Source organism: Sorangium sp. So ce1153, from assembly GCF_051521595.1.
In the GTDB taxonomy this organism is placed as follows: Bacteria; Myxococcota_A; Polyangia; order Polyangiales; family Polyangiaceae; genus Sorangium.
The window spans coordinates 12,733,016-12,751,873 of record NZ_CP150361.1; the positions used below are offsets into that span (position 1 = coordinate 12,733,016).

8 protein-coding genes are annotated in these 18,858 nt (G+C 71.3%); 7 read left to right on the top strand and 1 reads right to left on the bottom strand.

Annotated elements, in window-relative coordinates:
* Positions 1 to 56 precede the first annotated feature (56 nt).
* On the bottom strand, positions 57 to 9,281 hold the full coding sequence (locus WME85_RS46320) for a SpvB/TcaC N-terminal domain-containing protein (RefSeq protein WP_437830965.1): 9,225 nt from the start codon (positions 9,279 to 9,281) through the stop codon (positions 57 to 59).
* 597 nt (positions 9,282 to 9,878) lie between these two features.
* Between WME85_RS46320 and pheA the strand changes: the two genes are divergently transcribed.
* The 7 genes from pheA to WME85_RS46355 all read left to right on the top strand — a co-directional run bounded on the left by pheA (position 9,879) and on the right by WME85_RS46355 (position 18,827).
* Entirely contained in the window at positions 9,879 to 10,958 is a 1,080-nt protein-coding gene (pheA, locus tag WME85_RS46325; RefSeq protein WP_437830966.1) for a prephenate dehydratase, read from the top strand.
* A gap of 323 nt (positions 10,959 to 11,281) precedes the next feature.
* Positions 11,282 to 12,607 carry a hypothetical protein gene (locus WME85_RS46330; RefSeq protein ID WP_437830969.1) on the top strand — a complete coding sequence of 442 codons (1,326 nt, stop codon included), beginning with the start codon at positions 11,282 to 11,284 and terminating at the stop codon, positions 12,605 to 12,607.
* A gap of 75 nt (positions 12,608 to 12,682) precedes the next feature.
* Complete coding sequence (locus tag WME85_RS46335; RefSeq protein ID WP_437830972.1) at positions 12,683 to 13,354, top strand: RNA polymerase sigma factor; 672 nt, start codon at positions 12,683 to 12,685, stop codon at positions 13,352 to 13,354.
* Positions 13,351 to 14,439, top strand: a complete 1,089-nt coding sequence (locus WME85_RS46340) for a tetratricopeptide repeat protein (protein ID WP_437830975.1) — start codon at positions 13,351 to 13,353, stop codon at positions 14,437 to 14,439. Before WME85_RS46335 ends, WME85_RS46340 begins: the two co-directional genes overlap by 4 nt.
* Before the next feature lie 69 nt (positions 14,440 to 14,508).
* Entirely contained in the window at positions 14,509 to 15,540 is a 1,032-nt protein-coding gene (locus WME85_RS46345; protein ID WP_437830978.1) for a hypothetical protein, read from the top strand.
* A 71-nt stretch (positions 15,541 to 15,611) separates the two neighbouring features.
* Complete coding sequence (locus tag WME85_RS46350; protein ID WP_437830981.1) at positions 15,612 to 16,682, top strand: hypothetical protein; 1,071 nt, start codon at positions 15,612 to 15,614, stop codon at positions 16,680 to 16,682.
* 75 nt (positions 16,683 to 16,757) lie between these two features.
* Complete coding sequence (locus WME85_RS46355) at positions 16,758 to 18,827, top strand: PEP/pyruvate-binding domain-containing protein (RefSeq protein ID WP_437830983.1); 2,070 nt, start codon at positions 16,758 to 16,760, stop codon at positions 18,825 to 18,827.
* Positions 18,828 to 18,858 lie beyond the last annotated feature (31 nt).

Genomic DNA, 18,858 nt, shown 5'->3' on the forward strand with positions numbered 1-18,858 from the left:
ACTTCGAACCTCGATCGATATTGCTTGGGACACGTCTTCCATATCAATACATTACCTCATGGCTTCGGGATATAGTTTCCACCCTCAGCGGGCGAAAAAACCGTCACTATTTCTCCACCCTCGTTCGTCACCACCGTATTGCCACGCGGATCGGAGTACTCCCACGTTTTGCGCCCACGCTCATCCATCTTTCCAACTCTGTTTCTTGAGTTATTTCTCACGATGTTGTCAATGGCTTTATCCGAAAAACCGCGCTGAGTCGCCCGCTGGCTCGAGTGCGTCGTATGCTTTAGCCCACCTGGCGTTTCTCCCCCTGATGTTGCCTGAGCCACCGCCTTTCCACCGTTGCTGTCCCCCCCGTTCGCCGCCATCTGCATGGTCATGGCGCCCTGCATCACGGCGGCACGGCCGCTCGTCACGAGCACCGCGCCCACCTCGACGCCCGCGACAGCCACCGGAACTGCTGCAGGGGCCGCTGCACCGCCCGAACCGGCGGTGGCCGCCACGCCGCCTGCAGCTGAACCGCCCGCGATCGCTCCGCCGACAGCCATCTGCACCGCGCCGCCTGCCATCTGCCCGGCTCCCATGCCGACTTGAAAAGACGCCGTATCCTTCGGAGGTGGCAAGAAGCCCAGCAGATTGCCGACAACAGGCGTCGCACCGAGCACAAATCCGTAGGAGAATCCGAGCACGGTATCCTCTGCACGCGTGAGGCCTGCCTCGATCTCCTCGGCCGTAGGCCACCGTCCCGTGGGATCTGTGAGCACAACCGGGTTATTCCACGTATACGTGTACAGGCCCAGGTTGATGGGCCGGTACACCCCGCCGTTGATCCTGCCGGCCATGTACTCTGCCAGCACCGGATCCGGGCTCAGCCACACCCCGAGCCGCGGCTCATAGCTCCGCGCCCCGTAGTAGTAGAGCCCCGTCGACAGATCGAGCTCCTTGCCGGTGAACAGGTACGGCTGCCGGTTCTGGAACCGCGAATCCGTCTGGTCGGCCCACAGCTCCCCGCTCGGCAGGTACTCGACATGCTGGCTCAGTTGCTGGTCCTGGTCGGTGACATACTGCGTGCTCCCGAGCTGGTCCGGGTGGTAGTACAGCACCGGCGGCTCCTGGAACCAGTCGGCGTCGATCTTGCTCGCGATCCGCGTCGCGCCCGCGAACAGGTGCTTCGTCGCGACCACCCCGTTGCGCACCACGAGGTGCTGGTCGACGTACGCCGTCTCCTCCTCCCCGGCGACTCGGTGCAGGTGCACGCGCCGCTCTCCGGCGCCGTCGTACAGCGCCCGCGACAGCTCCTGCCCGTTCTCGCTCACCGACACCAGCCGGTTGTCCTCGTCCCAGCTCAAGCTGCGCTGCGGGCTGTTCCGGTATCTCCACTGCTTGTGGTTGCCGTTCGCGTCGTAGGAAAGCTCCCGCAGCCGCGGCTGCGTCTCTGCCGGCACGAACTCGTCCACCTCGTTCGCCGCGTGCGGCCGCGGCCCGGTATAGCGATACTCGTTCCGGTACGTCCGCTCCCGGATCGGCTGGTCGAACCGCCACTGCCCCGGCCCATTCGGCACGTACCGGGCGACCTCCTGCCCCTTCTTCTTCACGTTCCCGAGCACGTCGTACTCGATGGCCAGCGCGTACCGCTGCTGCTCGTTCCCCCGCTCCTGGTAGATCCCCGACGCCTCGGTCAGCTGGTTCAGGTCGTCGTACGCGAACCGCTGCTGCGTCGTCCCCACCATGACAGCCCCGCCCAGCGACTCGTCGAACGGCGCCTCGTTGTCGAGGCCCAGCACGTTGCCCACGAGGTCGTACTCGTAATGCAGCCGCTGGAACGCCCGCGGCGCGCGCCCCATCGACCGCATCTGCGGCGTCTGGTGGTCCGCGTCCACGTCCGACAGCCGCCGCGTCGACTCGTCGTAACGGTACTTCGTCTCCACCCCGTTGCCCGCCACCACGCGCACCCGCTGCCCGAACTCGTTGTAGCCGATGTGCCTCAGGTACTCCGTCGTCATCGGCTCGTCCGGGTGCTGCGGATTCACCCGCTGGTTCTCCCCGACCACCGACACCACTGAACCGCCGTGGTCGTACCCGTAGCGCACGATCTCCTCGCCGCTCCCGGGGAAGTGGATCTCCTGCATCCGCCCCAGCGAATCGAACACGTACTTCAGCGTCGCCTGGTACGGCCCCCGGTGCGGCTCGCGCAGCCGCGGGAACTCCGCCGCGAGCTCGGCCACGTTGCCGAAGCGATCGTACCGGTAGCTCCGCGTCCCCGCCGCGCTCGTCTCCTGGCTCAGCCGCCCCGCGCGGTTGCCCTGCGCGTCGCCCGCCTGGCCTGTGCCGCCGTACGTGTAGACCACGTCCTGCGTCACTGGATAGTCGATCTTCTTCAGCCGACTGTAGTCGTACTCGTACCGGATCAGCTGACCGCGCAGCGCGAGCTCCGCCGTCTGCTTCGCTCGCAGGTTCCCGGCCAGGTCGTACCGCCACTCCGTGCGGCCCGCGTCAGGGCTCACGAGCTCCACCATCCGGCCCACCGTGTCGTACGTCGCCGTCGTCGCGTTGTTGCGCGCGTCCGTTACCCGCACCAGCTCGTCCAGCGGGTTGTGCTCGTACCGCGTCACGATCTGCTGCTCGACGCCGGCGATCGTGTTCCACTCCTCCACCGCCGCGATCCGTCCGCCCACGTCCCGGTAGGTGTTCCGCGACTTGCCGTTCGCGTCGATCACCGTCTCCTGGAACCGCAGCTGCCCCTCGAACTGCACCAGGTCCCGCTCGACCCACGTCTGCGCATGCTCGTCCGTCTCGGTTGCCTTGGGGTCCGGCACCTCGACGAGCCGAATTCGCGACAGCACGTCGTGCTGGTAGCGCGTGGCCCTCAGCATCTCCACGGCCGTGAACGTCGTGTCCGGCTCCGCGCTGAACGCCGGCTGCCCCTGCTCCACCACGCGGCCGAGCGCGTCGAACGCCACCGCGCCGCTCACCGTCATCCCGACCTCGGTACCCGTGCCCGTGTCGCGCTCCACGTCCTTCTTCGTCTGGATCACCCGCCCGAGCCCGTCCGCGAACGTCACCGTCACGATCGGATCGCCCGGGTGCTCCTCGTCCTTGTGGCTCGTCTTCGCCCACGCCGGCAGCGCCGCCGACTGATCCGGCTGGAGCGCGTACTCGAACCCGATCGCCGGCTCGCCCTCTCCGTCGAGCTCCTCCTCGCTCCAGATCTTGCCCGGCATGCACCCGACCGGAACCGCCTCCTCCCCCGCGAGATCGCCGGGTCCCCAGACCCCGATCAGCCGGCCGAAGTCGTCGTATCGGTGCACCATCGTGTGCCCGTTGACGTCGGTCTCCTGCGCGACCGTGCCGAACAGGGGATTGGGCACGCTGTTCGAGCGGTACCCGAAGCTGTCGGTGACGCACGTGCGGTAGCTCTGTGTTACCGCGTCGTAGCCGTAAGTCAGCGTGAAGCTGCTCGGATCGGTGAAGGTTTCGAGGTTGCCCAGCTCGTCATAACCGAAGTGCCAGGTCGCCTCGTCGCCCGCATAAGGCGAGCCGTCCGGCCGCTTGCCCCCGGTGATGACATTCGTGAGCGTCTCGAGCGCGCCTGTCCCCGGCCAGTACGTCGCCGTCCGCTCGCGCAGCACGCGATCCTCCGCGTCGGTGGTCCGGACGAGCTCTGGCTTCACGAAATAAGGAGCGTCGTCCTGCTCGTACTCGACGTGGTGGTGCACGTCGTCCGCCGCCGTCCCCTCCTCGCCGTAAGCAAACACGTCGGTGAGGTTCCCGAGGTCGTCGAAGGACCGCGTCTCCCGCGTGCTCTTGTGAACCGCCTCCGGGTCGTCCGTGGTCCCCTCGTAGAACGCGCCCCTCCGCTCCGTCTCCCTCGGGAAGAACCACCCGTTCGCCGCGATGTGCGCCAGGTCGGCCGGCAGGTGATCGACCTCCTCCACCGTGTAGAGCATCCCCTCGGCATCGCGCAGCGTCGAGCGCGCCACCAGCCCACGCCGGTAGACGTCCTCGTTCTCGTACCCCACCTCCTCGACCGACATCGCGGCGACGCCATCCTCGCTGAGCGCCGTGGTCGTGACGTGCCTGTAGCCGAGGTCCACCCGCTCGTCGCGGTGGTACACCCCGTCCGCGTACGTCTCGATCCGCGTCCGGTATGTGTGCACCCCCTGCGCGCCGCTCACGCTTTCCACACCGTCGTGCACGACCACATCGCTCAGCACCCACTGGCTCGTCGGCATGTCGACCGCCGCCGTGCGGTCATCGAACCCCGTGCGCGCGTCGTCCACCGGCAAGCCGCTCTCGCCCACCGGCGCGTCGCCCGCGACCTGCCTCGGCACGACCAGGTTGCCCTCGCGCCGGTAATCGATCTCCACGCTCCCGCCGAGCGGCCGGTGCACCCGCCAGAGCAGGTTCGCCTTGCCGATCGTGTTCCTCCGCGCCCGTACCGCGCTGTCGCCGTCCCGCTTCAGCACGTGGTCGGCCAGCCCGTCGCCGTCGATGTCCTCGAACCCGAGGTGCGACGCCCCGGTTCCCTCGGAGTAGTAGACCGACCCGCCGATGCAGACGAAATAGCAGACCTGGAGCGACACGCTGCCGTCGTGGCTCTCCGAGCGCCGGAAGCCCACCGCATCGCCGCTGCCCATGAACGCGTACTCCGGCGGGTCGAGGTTCACTCCCCAGCTGCCGGCCGGCCATTGCTCCTCCGCGGCGAACCGGTCGCCGAGGTTCAGCTGCACCCGGAAGGACGTCTCCTCCGGATCCTTCATCACCTTGTCCGGCAGCCCGTCGCCGTTCACGTCCACGAAGTCCACGATCGTGCGCGCCGTTGTGCGCGTGTACCCGATCCCCGCGCCCACGCTCGCGCTCACCCCGCCGCTGGAGCCGCCTGCACTCGCCCCGAACCCGATGCTCTGCGCGCCCGTATCCTCCAGCCGCACCGCCTCCACGCCCGCCGCGTCCGTGAAGAAGCCCAGCACCTCGCCGAGCGCGTCGTTCAGCGCGCCGGCATTGAAGCTGGCCTTGTTGAATCCCTCCCGCTGCCACGGCACCGGCGCCGTGAACCGGTAGCCGAGGTTCAGCGCCACCGTCATCTGCCCGCTCTCGGGGTTCTGCGTCACCTGATCGACCAGCCCATCGCCGTTGATGTCGAGCAGATCCACGTGCGCCGCCGACAACCCGTAGCTGGTCCCGGCGCTGAAGCTCGTGCGCAGGTATCCTTGCGAACGCCCCCGGCTGTCGGTCTTGTTGAGCGTCTGCTCCTCCTCATTCCCCGCGCTGAACGTGAGCGATGCGAGATCGCCGCTCAGCCGCACCGTCCGGTGCTCGACTCGCCGCAGCGCGTCCGGCAGCGAGAACGGCGCGCTCGAACCGAATCCCTTGCCGGTGTTCAACACCGCGCCCGCGCGCGTGACACTGTCCGGGTAGCGGTCGCCGTTCAGGTCGATCAGCTCCAGATCCGTCGTCGTGCTGCCGAAGCTGTAACCCCCTCCCACGGGGCCTGCGCCCGCCGTGAGCTCTGCGTTCCACGTCTCCGCATACCGCACGCTGCCCCGCTGAGGCCGCCCCGAGAGCCGCCCCACCACCGACGGCAGCACCCGATCGCTGCCCACGAACGCCTCCGACGCCGCCGCGCCCCAGACCGGCGCGCCTCCATCCGGCGAGAGCGGCACCGCGAGCGTGAAGCCGCGCTCGGGGTCGCGGGTCGGGAACAGGATGTCCGCCTCGGAGAACGCGCGGTCCCCGTTCATGAAGCCGATCGACCAGCCGTGGAACCCGCCCGCCGTCGGATCCTGCGGCGCCCCGTCGATCAGCGTCTCGGACACCGCGTCGGGCACGAGCAGGGCGACCGGCACCGGGGCCCCGTCGATCGACGCGCTGCTCAGGCCCGCGCTGCTCCCGGGCGAGCCCTTCGAGTACAGCGCGACGTAGATCGGCTCGCCGGCCTGCACCTCCAGGTCCACCGCCAAGGGGAACGCCGTTCCAGCGATGCTCGGCGCCACATACGACTGCTTGTACAGCAGCCGGTGTACGCCCTGCACCAGCAGCGTCAGCGGTTGAGCCGACGTGCTCGTCCCCGGCACCACCACCGTTCCTTCGAGCCGCGCCGTCCCCGTCTCCGGCGCGATCCAGGGCGTGCGCCGCGTCCCGGGCGTCCACCGCTGCACGGGCATCGCCACGTACGGCTGCTGCTGGATCAACGCCACCGGCAGCGGCGCGTCCTCGGCCGTGTCGCTGTCCAGCTTGCAGCCGGCGCGGCCATTCGGCTGCACCCCGCATTGCACCGGCCCGCACCGCCGCTCGCCGGTCTGCCGATCCGCGCGGCAATAGGTCCGGTAGTCGACCGTCGGCGTCCAGGCGATGCGTGCCGGGTCGTCGGGTACGTCCGACTTCACCCGGAACCACAGCCGATCGCCGTCCTTCACCTCGACCAGGCCGTTCGCGTCGCCGTGGAGCCGCCCCGCGAGCGCCAGCACCCCCGCGTCCGCGCTCACCACCTCCTCGTCCATGACGCTGTGGAACGCGCCCTCGCTCTCCCGCGCGATCGAGACCCTCAGCGCATCGCTCGTCGGCCCCTTCACCAGATCGCCGGTGATGCTCACGAGCCCGTCCGACGACGCGACCCACGGCACCTCGGGCAGCCCTCCGAGGCGGTGGTCCTGCGCATACTCGAATCGATGGATGGGCCGCCCGTCCGGCCCCACCTGCCCGAGCAGCTCCTCGCTGACCTCGTAGGTGATCGACGGGCTCCACGACAGCAGGTCGGACGCCGTGTTCACCATCCGCTCCGGGTCGATCTCCGGCGCCGCGCTCACCCGGAAATAGAAGCGATCACCCGCGAGCACGTGCACCGAGAGCGGCGCGCCCCCGCAATCGCCCGCACCCAGCGCGCACGGCCCGAGCTCGTCCGGACCGAAGGCGTGGCTGAACAACGCAGGCAGCTCCCCGTTGCGCACGAGCTCCACGCGCAGCCCGTCGCCCCCCGCCTCCTGCTTCTGGAGCGCGCCCCCGATGCGGACATCCCCCTCGAACGGCGCGGTCCACCGGAGCATCGGGTCGGCCGGATGGAAGTCCGCGCGCGACGCCAGCGCGAAGTCCGGGCGACCCGACGGTGCGCTGGCGTCGATGTTTCCCCAATCCCTCACGCCCTGGAACCCGCCGCGCCGATCGTTGATCGCGACCTGGAGCTGTCCGACGTCCCCCACCGACACGAGATCAGGGAACCCGTCGCCGTTGAGGTCCGAGACGACCCGCTCGTCTTCCGCCCGGCTGCGCGTGTACGCCGCCGACGCGCTGAGCGCATCGCCCACGTTGATGCCCGCGTGAACGCTCCAGCCCGAGGTATCCGTGAGCCCGAGGTCGTCGGTGTAGAGTCCGCTGAGGTGGAACGGATCGAAGTGATCATCGTTCGGAAGGCGCAGCAGGTTGCGCAGCGCATCCCCGCCGTCATCGGCGAGGTCGGGCAATCCGTCACCGTTCAGGTCGAGCAGCCTGGCGCGCGTCGTCTGATTGCCGCTGTACCCGCCGCCGCCCACGCTGACGATGCCGAGGAGCCCCACCGACACGCTGCCGCCGAAGGTCGAGTCCTCCGTACGTGACAGGCCGTTTTGAGACCCCAGCTGCCCCCACGTCTCGGCGTCGGCCGCGAACGCTGCGGGCTGCCCGGACGCCGTCCGCGGCGCGGTGAAATACTCGAACGTATGGCGATAGAGCTCCTCGCTGGTGAGCGTCCCGTCGGCGTCGCGGCTCCCCTTGCCGCGGACCGCGATCGCCTGGAGCAGGCTCTTGCCGAAATCACCCTCTGTGTACTCGAGCGCGTAGCTGCGGATGATCGTCTCGCCGAACCGCACGTCCACGCGCCGGAGCCGCTCGCTGGTCTGCTCCAGAAACCCCGGCCTGCCGCTCAGCATCACGTCCGGGCGTCCGCCCTCCGAGATGAAGTCCACGGCATAGGCCGCCTCGACGCCCTGTGACGTGTTGGCCGTGTACTCGATGCGCTCGGGATGCACCTCGATGCGCGGCGCCGGGCCCGCCGGGTCAGCCCGGCGCGCGTGGTGGACGAGCATCTGGTTGCCAAACGTGTCGCGGACCTCCTCCAGGTACCAGCGGAACACGTTGCGCGGGCGGCTCGGGTCCGGATCGTCGAGCCGCGCGGTCGCGCTGCGGCCGTAGACATAGGTCGTCCCGCTCTTGTCGGTGACCTCCCAGTGATAGCTGTCCGGCCCGGTCCCGTGGCGCAGGATCCGCGCGAAGCGCCCCTCCACCCGCTGCCGGTAGACGCGCGGATCGCTCGACGCGTCGCCGACGCGCACGAGCTCACTCCCATCGAGCGCATAGCGCTCCTCGCCCGTCGCGTACGTCGGGACGCCGAAGCGCGTGTCGATCTCGATGCTCGACAGCCGCAGATCCCAGCCCACGCCGAGCCACCCGTTGCGGCGCTCGCTGTCGTAGCCGATGGAGAGCGACGGCTGCATGCCATTGCGCCCCGGCGGGACCTCGATCGGGTGGCTCAGGTGCGCCGAGCCGCTCGAGCTCGCCTCCGGCGGCGCGACCAGCGTCACCCCGGCGAACGGGCTGCCGAGCGCGAGCCCCTTGATGCTGCTCGGATCGAACGAGCGTGCGCCCGGCGCGTCGGCCATCGCCAGCGTCGCGTTGATGAAATCGGTGAAGTGGTCGGTCAGGCTCGCCAGCTTGCCCTTCGCCGCCTCGCCGGCCCGTTCGACGCGCTGCCAGGTGCCGAGCGCCTCGTCGAAATAGAAGCCCATCACGTGCTGCGCCGTCATCCCCGGCGGGATCGCGTGCTCGTCATAAGGCAGCGTCAGCCGCACCGGCTTCTTGAACCGGAGCCCGTGCGGTCCGAAGCGGTAGGCCTTTCCGCCGGACGTGACGTTGACCATCGCGCGCCCCATCGGCTGCACCTCGCCCAGGGGCAGCGGGCGAATCGTGATGCGAACGGGCTCGTCCACCGCTCCCTGGGGGATCTCCAGCACGGCCCCCTCGAACGCCACCACGCGCGCCTGGTCGGGGAGCACCATTTCTCCATAGGGTGCCCCCACGTCCTCGATCAGCGGCGCGTCGACCCGGGGCCCGAGCAACAGGCCTCCGACTCCGTCGCTCGGCAGCCGCAAGGGAATCGACGAGAGCGCCACCCCTCCGCCCGGAGGCGACTGCGACAAGAGCGGTGGCCCGAGAGGCCCCGCCAGCGCGAGGCCCTCATGCCCCCGCCCGAGCAGCAGCACCACCGCACAGAACACCGCGAGACGATAGAACCAGCCCGCCTGTCGCATTCGAGGATCTCCCGACGCAAGGTTCGTTGAATTCACGGCCAGGTATCTACGCCAGGACGCAGCGTGTCAACACCTGCTCGATAACAAGCAATTACAGGACACTTCATCCTCCCCTCAGCGGCCGCATTCCCTCGCATGCTGCGCCTGCCAATCGGCGCAGCAGCATTCAGACGCGCAGCCGCGTTGAACACCGTTGACACCTCTCTCTCGACAGCACCCATCAAAGGTCATGCTCGACATTCCTCGTGCGCGCCGTACCGCACACCTGGCGTCGTATCGCTCCCGCTCCCGCCCCGATCGCTCCCGCTCCCGCCCCGATCGCTCCCGCTCCCGCCCCGATCGCTCCCGCTCCCGCCCCGATCGCTCCCGCTCCCGCCCCGATCGCTCCCGCCCAGAGCTCTTCTTCCCCTTCGCCCTTGCCGGTTTTTCTCCCTCCCATCGGCTCCGCGCGTCGAGCCCGCACGGATGCCGCTTCGCCCCTGACGCGCGTCTCCGTCGCGCGCGTTCCGCGCGTTCCCCGCGCCGAAGCGAGCCTTGCGGAGCGCCGCCCCCTGCGCTTTGATGGCCGCCGTTCTCATCGCGAGGTGGAAGAAGCTCATGGCGACCCTGGACGAGCTCCGTGTGCGTATCGACAGCATCGACGATCGGATCCTCGAGCTCCTCGCCGAGCGGGCCGAGGTGGCCGTCGAGGTCGCGCACACGAAGCGCGCCGCGAACGCGACGCAGTTCCACGACCCGGAGCGCGAACGGCGCGTGCTCACCCGGCTCCAGGCGAAGGGCGCGGGCGGCTTCCCGCGCGACGCCATCCGGGTCATCTTCCGCGAGGTGATGAGCGCCTGCCTGTCGCTCGAAGAGCCGATGAAGGTGGCCTTCCCGGGGACAGAGGGCGCCTTCGCGGAGGTCGCGGCGCGGCACCTGTTCGGGCTGGCGGCGCGCTACCGCGAGACGGGCACCATCGAGGGCGTCTTCGACGCGGTGCGCGCGGGGGAGGCGGCGTGCGGCGTCGTCCCCATCGAGAGCTCGACCGACGGCTCGGTGACCCTGACGGCAGACGCCCTGATCGAGAGCGATCTCCAGATCCGGCAGGAGCTCGTGCTCGACGTCGCATACTGCCTGTTCAGCAAGGCGGAGGGGCTGAGCGGCATCACCCGGGTACACGGGCACTCGCACGCGCTCTCGCAGTGCCGCCTCTGGCTCACGAAGCACCTGCCCGGCGCGCAGATCATCCAGACGGTCTCCGCCGCCGCGGCCGCGCACGAGGCCGTCGGCGACCCGGCCGCGGCCGTGGTCGGCAACCGCGGCGCCGGCGAGCTCTACGGCCTGCCGCTCCTGCGCGAGCGCATCCACGACCGCCCCGAGAACGCGACGCGCTTCATCGTCATCGCCCCGGGGGACGCCCCGCCCACGGGCACCGACAAGACGTCGCTCGTCTTCTCCGTGCAGGAGGAGCCCGGCGCGCTCCGCCGCGTGCTCGCCATCTTCGACGACGCGGCCATCAACCTGACGAGGATCGAGTCGCGCCCGAGCCGGCAGAAGCACTGGGACTACGTCTTCCTCGTCGATCTGGAGGGGCACCGGAGCGATCCGCGCGTGGCCGAGGCGATCGAGCGGCTGCGCGCCCGCTGCGAGATGGTGAAGGTGCTCGGGAGCTACCCGCGCTCGACCGGCGCGCGCTGACGCCGCGGCGACGCGGGATGCCGCCGCGGCGACGCGGGATGCCCGCCGCGGCGACGCGGGATGCCCGCCGCGGCGACGCGGGATGCCGCCGCGCCAGCGGGGCGCGGCGTGGGCAGCCTCGCCCGCCCAGCATCGCCGCCCCGGGCTCCTTCCTCGCGCCGGCCGCGCGAGCTCCCGGCGCGAGCTCCCATGAAGGCGGGAAGATCATTGATTTTTCCACCTCGCCTTCCCGCGTCGATAGGCAGATCTCCCCATCGCCCGAGCTCGCCTCCCGCCTCGTCTCGATGGTGCCCCGGCCTGGTTGATGTTATTTTCCGCAGCCCGTGCCGGCTGCTTCGCTCGCGCTCGCCCTCCGCGCTGCCCGAACGGCCGCGAGCGCGGCCGCCTGCGCGCTCCTCGCCCTGCCGGCCGCCGCGGCGGACGCGCCTGCCGCCGCCCAGCCGGTGCTCGTCCTCGCCGCCTCCGCGAGCGCCGACCGCACCGACAAGCGCGCCGTCGACCTCGTCGCGGCCCACGTGCGCCCCCTCGGCGTCCGCCTCCAGATCGTCCGCCCCGACGCGCCGAGGCCCGCGCTGCAGAGCCTCCTGCCCGAGGCCCGCGCGCTCGCCGAGGCGTGGGACGCGCGGGGCGTGCTCTGGATCGACGCGGGGTCGAAGGGCGAGCTCGCCCTGTACGTGGTCGAGCGCGACGGCGATCAGATCTACGGCCGCCGGATCCCGGTCCCGCCCGGGCAGACCGCCACGGCCCTCGAGTCGCTCGCCAACATCGCCGGCGCGGTCGCCGAGGAGCTCCGCGAGGGCCACATCGCCGGCATGGCCCGGGTGGACGTCGCCGCGGCCGCGCCAGCGACCGCGGCGCTCGCGCCCGAGGCGGTCCCCGCGCCCGCCGCGCCGCCTGACACGCCCGACGACGCCCCGCCGCGCCCGCGCGCGCCCGCGGCTCTCCAGCAGGGCGCCCGCCGCGAGCCGGGCCGGCTGCCCACGCTCGCCCTCCTCGCGGGCTACTCCGGCGCGAACTTCAGCGGGGAGGCGCCCTGGCAGAGCGCCGCCGCGCTCCGCGCTTCCTGGGCGCCGGTGGACCGCGCCGTGCTCGGCCTGGGCTACGAGCTCGTCCCCTCGACCTCCGTCGGCGACGAGCGGTTCGCCTTCGACCTCGTGCGCCACCCGGTGAGCACGAGCGGCCAGCTCCGGTTCCGCCTCCCGCTCGGCCTCGACCTGCAGGTCGGCGCGCGCGCCAGCGTCGATGTGATCCAGCGCGTCCCGCAAAGCGGCACGCAATCGTCGGCCTCGCCGCCGCAGGAGCCGCTGCGGGCCCCGCCGTACCGGCCGCCGTACGCCCCTCCCTGGACGTGGCCGCCGATGGCGACGTGGCCGCGGATGGCCCCGCGGCAGCTGCCGCCGCCGGAGCCCCAGACCGATGTGCTCTTCAGCGTCGCGCCGGTCGCGGAGCTCGGCTACCCGATCACCCCGTGGCTGCGCCTCAAGACCATGCTGGGCGTCGACTTCCTCCTGACGCGGCCCGACGCCTCCGTCCACCCGGGCCTCGCGCTCCAGCCCGATCCGGTGCGGATCCTCGCCGGCATGGGGCTGGAGCTCGGCGTCGCCCTGCCGTCCCCGCCGGCGGCCGCGGGCGCGGCGGGCACGCGATGAGCGCCCGGGCGGCGTGACCCCTCGCGTAAAAGAAATTGACCCGATCCGGGCCCATCACCGCACCAGATCGCGGCGATGGACGCTGAGCAGACACGCGCCCTCGGCGCGAGCCTCGGAGCGCTGCCCGAGCCGCGCCTGGCCTGCGCCATGACGCGCCCCGCGCCCGCCCCGTCACCCGCCGCTCCCGTGCCGCTCGACCTCGAGCGGATGCGCCGCGCCGGCGCGGGGGACCCGCAGGCCCAGGCCTGGCTCATGACGCACGTCATGGGGCGGGTCCGCCGGATCGCGCGGGCGTTCCACAGGAGCTCGGCCGACGCCGACGACGCCGCGCAGCTCGCGCTGCTCGCGATCCTCGAGAGCGCCTCGACGTACCGCGGCGAGGCCACCGTCGAGGCCTGGGCCAGGCGCATCGCCGTCCGGACGATCCTCCGGCACGTCAAGCAGCAGCGCCGGGACGGCGCGCCGGCCGCGCCGGAGAGCGCCATCGACGAGGAGATCGCCCAGGCGCCGCACCAGCCCCCGTTCGAGGCCCTCCCGCGCGAGGCGCGCGCGTACCTCGAAGCGCTGCCGGAGGCGCAGCGCGACGTGATCCTCCTGCACCACGCGCTCGACTACTCCATCGAGGAGATCGCTGGAATGACCGACGTCAGCCCCGATACGGTGAAGAGCAGGCTCCGCCTCGGCATCGGCGCGCTCCGCAAGCAGGTGCGCCAGGACATCGCCGTCGGCAGGAAGAGGACAGCATGACCGCGACGCCAGAATCCGAGATCGACCTGGACCGCCTGCCCGCGATCCTCGCCGCGGAGGCGCGCGGCGAGCCGATCGGCCCGGAGGACGCGGAGCTCCTCCGCCGCGCCGAGCAGGACGACCCCGAGCTCCGCGGCGAGGCGCCGCTCTGGGCGGCGCTCGGCAAGCTCGGCGACCCGCGCGGCGAAGGCCGGGAGCTCAGCGACGCCGCCATGCTGCAGCGGGTGCTCGCGCGCGCCCACGGCGAGCCCGCGCCGGCGAGCAGGGCGCGGCCGCGCGCGGCGCCGCGGCCGGCGCTGCGGCGCGGGCTGGCGGGGTCGATCGCGGGCGTGGCCGTCGCGGCGACCCTGCTGGCCGCGCTCGCGGCAGAGCTGATCGACGGGCCCGCGGAGGCGCCGCCGCCCGCGCCGCGCGGGAACGAGGTGCTCGATCCGAGCGGCGCGCCGCGCGCGGCCCCGGGCCTACCCGCGCCCGCGCCGCCGGCAGAGCCCTCGCCCGGCGCGGCGGACGAGCCCGCGGCCGCTGGCGCGGCCAACGAGCCCGCGGCCGCTGGCGCGGCGGGCGCGCCCGCCGCCGCTGGCGCCAGCGCGGCGGCGACCGAGCCGTCGCGCGGCGCCGGCGCGGCGGCGACCGGGCCCGCGGCCGCCGGCGGCGTCGAGGCCCGCGAGCGCGCCCCGCAGCCCGCCAGGCAGGGCGCGGAGGAGGGCGCGATGAGCGCCGAGGCGCTGCTCGTGCGCGCGCAGTCCCGGCTCGGGCAGGGCAAGAGCGCCGAGGCCAGCGCGGCCTACCGCGCCCTGCTCGCGCAGCACCCGTCCAGCCCCGAGGCGCGGGCGGCGCTGGTCTCGCTCGGCCAGATCACGCTCCAGCAGGGCAAGGCCGCGGAGGCGCTCGGCTACTTCGACCGCTACCTCGCCGGCGCCGGCCCCCTCGCCGCCGAGGCCCGGGTCGGGCGGGTGCAGTGCCTGCGCCGCCTCGGGCGAGCGGCCGACGAGCGCGCGGCCATCGCCGACTTCCTCTCCCGTCACGGCGACAGCGTCCACGCGCCGCGGCTGCGCGCGCGCCTCGCCGAGCTCGACGGCAGGTGAGCGCCCGGGGCTGACGCCTCCAAAAAAAATTGACCCGGCATCTCGCGACGTCACCACCTGGTCACCGAGATGTCGCGAAAAGTCCGCTCGATTGTAAAAATCCTTTCCAAAGGCGCCTCGCGCGCCGGCTTCCTTGGCGGGGCGCTGGGCCTCCTGTCCCTCGGCTGCTCGACCTCGGCGGGCGACGGCGCCGGCGCTCCGGACGCCGATCCCCCGGGCCAGGGAGGAGAGACGGGCGACCCCATGCGCCTCATCGGCGCCTTCCAGGTGCGCTCGCTGCCCGACACGACCGCGGCGGAGGCGTCCGGCAGCACATCGGTGATCGGGAAGCTCTACGACGGGCCCACGCCCTCCCAGGTGGTCTGGGAGGTGGCGGCCGAGGAGGGGAGCTGCAAGGTCCTCACGCCGCGCGTCCCGTTCTGTAACCAGCCCTGCGGGGGCAGCGCCGTCTGCGTGGAGGACGACACGTGCCAGGCCTACCCGAGCGCGCACAGCGCCGGGCCCGTGACGGTCACCGGCTTGAACCTCGAGTCGGAAGAGGCGTCGCTCGTGATGACCCCCACGGCGAACAACTACCAGCCTCCCGCCGGCGTGAAGCTCCGCTACCCGCCCGCCGACGAGGGCCAGCCGGTCCGCTTCGAGGCGAGCGGCGATTACTTCGGCGCCTTCACGCTGGAGGCCAAGGGCGTGAGCCCCCTCGATCTCCTGAACGACACGATCGAGCTCCAGCCCGATCAGGCCGTGCAGCTCGAGTGGACCCCGCCAGGGCAGACCGGCGTCTCCACGGTTTACGTGAAGCTCGATATCAGCCATCACGGCGGCACGAAGGGGATGATCGAGTGCGTCGCCGACGACACGGGCTCTCTCGAGCTGCCGGCGTCGCTCGTCACGCAGCTGCTCGACCTCGGCGTCGCGGGCTTCCCGACCATCATCGTCACGCGCAGGTCCGTGGGCTCCACGACGATCGCGCCCGGCCGGGTCGACCTCGTGGTCTCGTCCCAGATCGAGCAGGCGGTGGTGATCGCGGGGCTCACCTCGTGCAGCGACACCTCCGAGTGCCCCGAAGGCCAGACCTGCCAGGCCGATCTCACCTGCAAATGAACCTCGCCGATCCCCGGCGAGGTCGACAACGTTGCTTGACCCTTGCTTGACCCGATGAGGAGACCGACACCATGACACGCACCTATCGTCCTTTGCTTCTCCCCCTCGCCATCGCGCTGCTCTCCCACGTGGTCGGCTGCTCCGGCTCGGACGCGGAGTCGTCGAGCGACGGAGCGACCGGCACGTCATCGAGCTCGTCAGGCGGCAGCGCGACGACCGGCGGCGGCACCGCCAGCGGCGGCGGCACCACGACCAGCGGCGGCGGCACCACCGCGGCCAGCGGCGGCGGCACCACCGCGACCAGCGGCGGCGGCACCACCACGACCAGCGGCGGCGGCACCACCGAGAAGTTCAGCTTCTTCGTGACGAGCCTCGTCGCCATGCAGGACCTGTCGGGCTCCCAGGACGGCTTCGGGGGCGATTTCCGCTTCGGGGAGACGGGCCCGGGCGCCGGCCTCCGCGGCGCGGACAAGATCTGCGCGACGATCGCCGAGCGCAGCATGCCGGGCGCGGGGGGCAAGACGTGGCGCGCCTTCCTGAGCGCCGTGGCGGGCGAGGACGGCAATCAGGTCAACGCGATCGACCGGATCGGCGAGGGGCCCTGGTACGACCGGCTCGGGCGGCTGGTCGCCAACAACAAGACAGAGCTGCTCAACGACCGTCCCACCGCGGCCGACGAGGCGATCATCGACGATCTGCCGAACGAGGACGGCGTCCCCAACCACCAGCCCGATCCGAGCCAGCCCGAGGTGGACAACCACGACATCCTGACGGGGACCAACGACGAAGGGAAGCTCTACAGCGCGACGGCGACGTGCAAGGACTGGACGAGCGCGGAGGGCACGGAAGCCGAGGGCAGGCCGCGCGTCGGTCACTCGTGGCCGAGGAACTTCGGCGGCGGCTTCCCCGGCGGCTCCAGCGGCGCCGGTGCCCCTGGCGGGTCCAGCGGGTCCGGAGGCTTCCCCACAGGCGGAGGCCCCGGCGGCGATATCAACATGGCCAACTGGATGTCTTCCCTCGACGAGGCAGGGTGCGCGCCGGGCATCAACCTCCTGGAGCAGGGCGGACCGCTGCCCGGCACGACCACCGTCGGCTCCGGCGGCGGATACGGCGGGATCTACTGCTTCGCGCTGACGCCCTGACGCCCTGACGCCCTGACGCAGGCTCCCCGGCGCGCGCGCCACCCCTCGGCCAGCTTACTTGTCTCTGGAGGACTCATGTACGAAGGCACCCGCATCACGTCCATCCTCGCGCTCGCGCTGGGCTCCGCCCTGCTGCCGGCGGCGTGCAGCAGCAGCGACCCCCCGGAGGGCCCCGGCGCGGTCGTGGAGGTCTGCGAAGGCACGAGCCAGGACGGATCGACGGAGTTCCTGAAGCGCGTCGGGTGCGGCGCGGACTTCGAGGCGCTCGCGTCGGAGCCCGTCGACGCCAGCCTGCCCGGCGCGCGGTCGGTCAAGGTGGTCATGGATCAGGCCGACCAGAACGCGCTGTATTTCCAGAACAGCGTGCTCTACCGCATCCATTACGACTTCGTATCGACGCACCTCTCCGGCGACGGGCTGCCCTACGTCCCTACCCTGGCCGAGTTCAACGCGACCGAGTACTTCACGCCCGACCGCCGCTTCGTCCTCGGCGCGGTGACGCACTACGAGGGCCCCGGCGTGTGGGCGCTCGAGCTCTCCCCGTACGACACCGCGTCCGCGGACATGATCGCCGCCCTGTTCAAGGCGGTCCAGGGGGCGTCCTTCTTCGGGTCGAAGCTCGCGTTCCACCCGACGTCGGAGGCCGTGGCGGTCGAGGCGCAGAAGCTCCCCGCCGACATCCCCGTGGTCACCACCGGCGATCTCTACGCCGGCATCAACTACCAGCCGCTCTCGCTGGGCAAGGCGGTGGGGCGGCTCCACTTCGCCAAGGCGGCGGATCTCGACTCGGAGTACCTGTCCCACCAGGACATCGTCGTCCTCGACGAGGCGCCCAACGACATCTCGGTCGTCCAGGGGATCATCACCGAGGAGTTCCAGACGCCGCTGTCGCACGTCAACGTGCTCTCCCAGAACCGGCGCACGCCCAACATGGGGCTGCGCGACGCGATGAGCAACCCGGAGCTGCTCGCGCTGAAGGACAAGCTGGTCGAGCTCACCGCGGAAGCGTCGTCCTGGAGCGTCCGCGAGGTCACCGAGGCGGAGGCCGAGGCGTTCTGGGAGGCGCACCAGCCCGAGCCCGTCACGCTCCCCACGCTGGACCTGACGGTCACCGATCTGCGCGACCTCGAGGAGGTGACCCCCGAGCCGGCAGACGGCGAGTCGCTCCGCGACGCCATCAAGAAATCCGTCCTCGCCTTCGGCGGCAAGGCGGCCCACTACTCCATCCTGGCCAGGACCCCTGACGTCCCGATCCAGAAGGCCTTCGCGATCCCTGTCTACTACTACGACCTGTTCATGAAGACGAACGGGTTCTACGACGAGATCGAGGCGCTGCTCGCCGACGCGAAGTTCAACACCGACGCCGCGACCCGCGACGAGAAGCTGAAGGCGCTCCGCGACGCGATGAAGAGCGCGCCCATCGACGCCGACTTCCAGGCGCTCCTCAAGGCGAAGATCGAGGCCGAGTACCCGGGTCACAAGATGCGCTTCCGCACCAGCACGAACAGCGAGGATCTCGACGGGTTCCCGTGCGCCGGCTGCTACGACTCGAACACAGGGGATCCGGCCGACTGGGAGGACGTCCTCGACGCCATCCGCAAGACGTACGCGAGCGCCTGGAAGCTCCGCACCTTCGATGAGCGCACCTATTACGGCATCGATCACAGGACGATCGGGATGGCGCTGCTCGTGCACCACAATTTCCCCGCCGAGGAGGCGAACGGCGTGGCCGTGACCAACAACCCGTTCGACCCGTCCGGGGTCCAGCCTGCCTTCTACGTCAACGTGCAGGCGGGCGGCGACGTCGAGGTGGTGGCCCCGCCCGCCGGCGTGACCAACGACGAGTTCCTCCACTTCTTCAACCAGCCCAACCAGCCCATCACCTACCTGACCCACTCGAGCCTCGTGCCAGAGGGCCAGACGGTCCTCACGGCGGCGCAGGTCCATCAGCTCGGCCTGGCGCTCGACGCCATCCACACCCGGTTCTCCCCCGCTTACGGGCCCGCGGCGGGCAACAGCGGCTGGTACGCGATGGACGTGGAGTTCAAGTTCGACGACGACGCGAGCCCGGGCGAGCCGCCGACGCTCTACATCAAGCAAGCGCGCCCCTACCCCGGCCGCGGGGCCGCCGCGGAGGCGCAGTGAGGCGGTCGCGGCGGGGCGGGCCGCGCCGCGC

Bases quoted from the DNA above. Each gene is read 5' to 3' on its own strand.
- WME85_RS46340 (WP_437830975.1), top strand. From the start codon at position 13,351: ATGACCGCGACGCCAGAATCCGAGATCGACCTGGACCGCCTGCCCGCG.
- WME85_RS46320 (WP_437830965.1), bottom strand. From the start codon at position 9,281: ATGCGACAGGCGGGCTGGTTCTATCGTCTCGCGGTGTTCTGTGCGGTG.
- WME85_RS46355 (WP_437830983.1), top strand. From the start codon at position 16,758: ATGTACGAAGGCACCCGCATCACGTCCATCCTCGCGCTCGCGCTGGGC.
- WME85_RS46335 (WP_437830972.1), top strand. From the start codon at position 12,683: ATGGACGCTGAGCAGACACGCGCCCTCGGCGCGAGCCTCGGAGCGCTG.
- pheA (WP_437830966.1), top strand. From the start codon at position 9,879: ATGGCGACCCTGGACGAGCTCCGTGTGCGTATCGACAGCATCGACGAT.
- WME85_RS46345 (WP_437830978.1), top strand. From the start codon at position 14,509: ATGTCGCGAAAAGTCCGCTCGATTGTAAAAATCCTTTCCAAAGGCGCC.
- WME85_RS46350 (WP_437830981.1), top strand. From the start codon at position 15,612: ATGACACGCACCTATCGTCCTTTGCTTCTCCCCCTCGCCATCGCGCTG.